This window comes from Microcystis sp. M049S2, assembly GCF_020245625.1.
GTDB classification, from domain to species: Bacteria; Cyanobacteriota; Cyanobacteriia; order Cyanobacteriales; family Microcystaceae; genus Microcystis; species Microcystis ichthyoblabe_A.
Genome location: NZ_JADBUN010000072.1, coordinates 1 through 4027, shown reverse-complemented (window position 1 = coordinate 4027; position 4027 = coordinate 1). Strand labels below are relative to the sequence as shown.

Below are 4027 nucleotides of genomic sequence, written 5' to 3'. Positions count from 1 at the left end.
GTGTCAACAAGGAATATTACAAATTGTTAACCGAGTCTTGAAAGCCTTGTGCTACAAAGGTTTGAAATGTTAAGAAAGATGTGACTAAAGGACAGCTTAATAAGGGGGGCATCTGACAACTTTTAACGCCTACCTACTTATCTCCTTACGGTTTAATTTGGGCAATTTATAAATGAGAATTGTCTCAATTAATTCTAGAATGTCCTCTCTTTTTAAAGACTCCTGAAATTGTTGCTTAAATTGTTGAATCTAAGGCTTTTTTCTTTAATTTAACCATTGCTGCAAATCTTCTAAATCCGAAAAACCCAACAACGCAAGAGCTAAATTATCCAGTTGATTAGGATTTAATTGTTTAATTTTTTGTTCTACCTTTAAAGGAATAGAACCTAGTTTTAAATTTAGCTGACGCAAAATTAGGCTTTTTTTAGCGGATAATTCTCCTTCCTCTAAAGCTTCTTGATAGACTTTAGTTTCTCTTAAATCACTTAAACTAAACATTTTTTCTATCTCCTTACGGTTTAATTTGGGCAATTTATAAATGAGAATTGTCTCAATTAATTCTAGAATGTCCTGTCTTTTTAAAGACTCCTGGAATTGTTGTCTAACTTGTTGAATCAGTTCTTTTCCCTGTGCTAAGGTGTTTGGTTCCGATTCCACAATTAATTGTAACACTTTTACCCCCAGAGAATCTCCCTCATCTAACTGATTCAGATAATAACAGTTAACCCGGCCTGACTCAAAGAATTCTTGATAACGAGATTTGGGGCTCTTCTGGTTTCTGTGTGGAAACGAGGTCTATACTGATAGTTTCTTCGACAAAATAGTCCTAAAAGTGTTGCCCGATAAGCATTTCACGATTCCATAAGCAAAAATTATCACACAAAGTCGAGAAGAGCCGATTTGGGACTATTTTCAATTTCCCGATGGGGATAAATGATCACCCCTTGCCAATTGTTCTTACTCTCACTTTGATGAAAATAGAGAAATATTTCACTAAAAAAGCGCGAGTAAAACCGTTCATCTTTTTGAAATTGTACCTCAACAAAGTAAATCGGGTCATTGAGGTTATCGGGAAGAAAAACCCCATCTAAACGAAAAGCTAGTTGTTTAACTTCTAGGGAGGAAAATTGATAATGATTGACGGTTTCCGGGGGAAGATTGAGCAAATCAAAGAAACTTTCAGGAAAAGTCTGAAAGAGACGATAGAAAATACTGTCCGTTTTCACTCAATTTTGTCCCTCATTGACTTCTGATACTTGTTCAATTTCTCAGTCTAAAGCTTGGGGACAGGAAAACCAGCAGATAGCGTTTTTAGGGCAATTTGTCGAGATTTCTCTTTTTTGCCCTTTTCCTCTCCTTAATATCTCGATTTAGAGGATTTTTTCTAAACCGTAAACGAGGGATTGCAGCTGAGTAACTTTGCGGATAGAAAGGAGAACCCCCGGCATATAACAGGAGCGATCGCTGGTATCATGACGAAGGGTATAGATTTCCCCGGGGGAACCGAAAATTACTTCCTGGTGAGCAATTAAACCGGGTAAACGCACGCTATGAATACGGATGTTCTCAGCAGTTAAACCGCCTCTAGCACCGGGGATGGTTTCTTTTTCGGAAACTTGGGCAGGATTAAAGGTTTTACCTAATTCTGCCAGTAATTCGGCGGTTTTAATGGCTGTGCCACTGGGTGCGTCTGCTTTTTGATTGTGATGCAGTTCGATAATTTCCACATGATCAAAGTAGCGAGATGCTTGCACGGCAGCCTGTTGTAGTAAAACCATGCCAATGGAAAAATTGGGGATAACTAAACAGCCGGTGCTGGCTTTTTCGGCAAATTCGGCTAAATCTTGCAGTTGTGCCGCCGATAATCCCGTAGTTCCCACCACGGGACGCACTCCATAGGCGATCGCACTGCGGGTATTGTCATAAACACCGTCGGGATGGGTAAAATCCACCATCACCCCCTGCACTTTTTCCTGAGTTGCCAAGACTAAAACACTCTGTAAATCGTCGAGAATCGGCACTTCTAGGGGTTCACAACCGGCCACTTCCCCCACATCCTGACCTCGAAAAGCTGGATTTCGATCCACTGCACCCACTAAGATCATATCGTCGGCACGAGCAACGGCTTTAATGACTTCCCGTCCCATTTTGCCGGCTGCACCGTTGACAACTACGGGAATCGGGCCTCTATTTTCGGTCATAGTTAATTATTCTCCTTAATATATGGCGATTATAGATTATAAATGGTTAACAACATTAAATTCCTAGCTGCTGATATAGTTCAACTTGATCTTGGCAAACAGTTAAGTTTTTTTGTTCTTCAATATTCTGAATGACTCGTTGAGTTTTTTGGTTAAAATCACTTAAGTAGGTAGGTGTTAAAAGTTGTCAGATCCCCGCGCCTATCGTAGGGTTGATTCATGAATCAACCCTACCGCCCATCGGCACCCCCCTTATCAAGGGGGGCAGGGGGGATCGAACCTAAAATCCATTTTTAATTTAATTATAACCAGCTACTTAACTATATTATAAGTGATTTTGCCTGGGACTTACTCAAATTCTTCTAATTGCGATCGCACTAATTCTAGGGGAAGTTTTAAAACTCTAGCAATTTGTTCCATAGTTAATCCTTCTTTGATTAATTCGGGAATGGTTTCTAATTTAGCTTGTTGATAAATTTTAGATGAGTGTAAATTATTTTCTATTTTCTCTTGACAATCATTTCCCTTATTAATTTGGACAACATCTCTGATTTTACTAGAATAAAAAACATTAGAATGATAATATCTTTGTAAACTCGATTTAATGTTAGCCTTACTGACTTCCTCTCCTAATATTTCTGATAAGGTTTTCCATAATTTACCTGCTGTTTCCTTGATATATTTCTGAGAACGATGATTTTTTTGAGCGATTTCGGCGTATTTTTGATGATTGACAACTCCCTCTAAGATTTCATGCTGAAGATCGTCTAAATGTTCTCCTGTATGGGAGAAAACAAGCTCATCAATAGTTATTATAAAAGATTGAATATCAAATGAGTTCATAGGATGATTTTAAATAGGGAGTTAAGTCAGAATTGCTTGACATTATACCGCAAAATGCAAATTTAGTGTCTTTATATTTCTTTATGGGGCTTTTATGGGTCTTGAAAGTAAATTTTCGATTGCTTACACTATGCAACTAACAGCAACGTCATCTCTGTGCGTGTGGGTACAGAAAAGAGTATGAACAATACTAAGAAATTGCGTTCGGCTTTACTTTCCAGTTTAACTATTATAGCCTCAATCGTTTTAGGACATACAGCACAAGCAGCGAGTTTATATTTTCGAGCAGCGGGTACTAAACTTGATAATGATGATATTCTCGACATTAATGTCACAGGCAAGAAAGAGATTGAGTTTACAATTTTTATTAACACGTCAGAGCTGGATGATTCTGTAAAGTCCTTCAATTATAATGTTGAGTTCGATTCACAAGAATTACAGTTTGACAACATAAGGGGTTTTGTTAGTCACCGTGGAGATTTTAAAATTCAAGAAAAAAATATAAGATCATTCAGAGTTTCCAACGAAAATCCCCTCAACCCCACAATTCCCCGGAAACCGCCAGCACTACCTACATTAATAACTGTCATCCGTTTTAAGGTGATCGGAAAACCACCAAGTGACGGGGAGTTTGATTTTAAAATAAGTGATGCGGGTGGGAAATTTAATAATGATAATGATATACCTAGTGTATTTAAATATGGGGTGACACTCCCCGAACTAGCCTGCATTATTCATGAACCAAAAAACAAGGAACCCGAAAAACTGGATGTAAATCCAGTTTTTTTGGGGTTTAAATAAGTAAGTAAAAATCCTTAATCAACCGCACAAAATTAACAATCAAAGCCTGAAAAAGCGACTAAAACTGTCATTTAGATACAATAATACTAGGAAGGCTTGGCTTTAAAAAAAAATTAATTGAACTCCACTAGAAAGTCGCTGTGAAATTAGACTAATTTCATAAGCAAATGGACAATGAGCTG

Annotated in this window: 5 protein-coding genes and 1 pseudogene; 1 reads left to right on the top strand and 5 read right to left on the bottom strand. The window is 37.7% G+C overall.

What is annotated here, in order from left to right; translation table 11 throughout:
• Positions 1-129 precede the first annotated feature (129 nt).
• From IM496_RS06040 to IM496_RS06020, 5 genes and pseudogenes are all read right to left on the bottom strand, one after another.
• The gene (locus IM496_RS06040; RefSeq protein WP_287661545.1) at positions 130-249 is read right to left on the bottom strand and encodes a DUF2887 domain-containing protein; all 120 of its coding nucleotides are present in this window, start codon (positions 247-249) and stop codon (positions 130-132) included.
• Between the two features lie 15 nt (positions 250-264).
• Positions 265-768, bottom strand: a pseudogene (locus IM496_RS06035) (DUF2887 domain-containing protein); the annotation flags it as partial.
• Between the two features lie 107 nt (positions 769-875).
• Positions 876-1226 carry an Rpn family recombination-promoting nuclease/putative transposase gene (locus tag IM496_RS06030; RefSeq protein WP_502861608.1) on the bottom strand — a complete coding sequence of 117 codons (351 nt, stop codon included), beginning with the start codon at positions 1224-1226 and terminating at the stop codon, positions 876-878.
• Between the two features lie 144 nt (positions 1227-1370).
• Positions 1371-2201, bottom strand: a complete 831-nt coding sequence (gene dapB / locus IM496_RS06025) for a 4-hydroxy-tetrahydrodipicolinate reductase (protein WP_046661423.1) — start codon at positions 2199-2201, stop codon at positions 1371-1373.
• Between the two features lie 348 nt (positions 2202-2549).
• Positions 2550-3044 carry a helix-turn-helix domain-containing protein gene (locus IM496_RS06020; protein WP_194018372.1) on the bottom strand — a complete coding sequence of 165 codons (495 nt, stop codon included), beginning with the start codon at positions 3042-3044 and terminating at the stop codon, positions 2550-2552.
• A gap of 180 nt (positions 3045-3224) precedes the next feature.
• Between IM496_RS06020 and IM496_RS06015 the strand changes: the two genes are divergently transcribed.
• Entirely contained in the window at positions 3225-3845 is a 621-nt protein-coding gene (locus tag IM496_RS06015; protein ID WP_287661544.1) for a hypothetical protein, read from the top strand.
• The last annotated feature ends 182 nt before the right edge of the window (positions 3846-4027 follow it).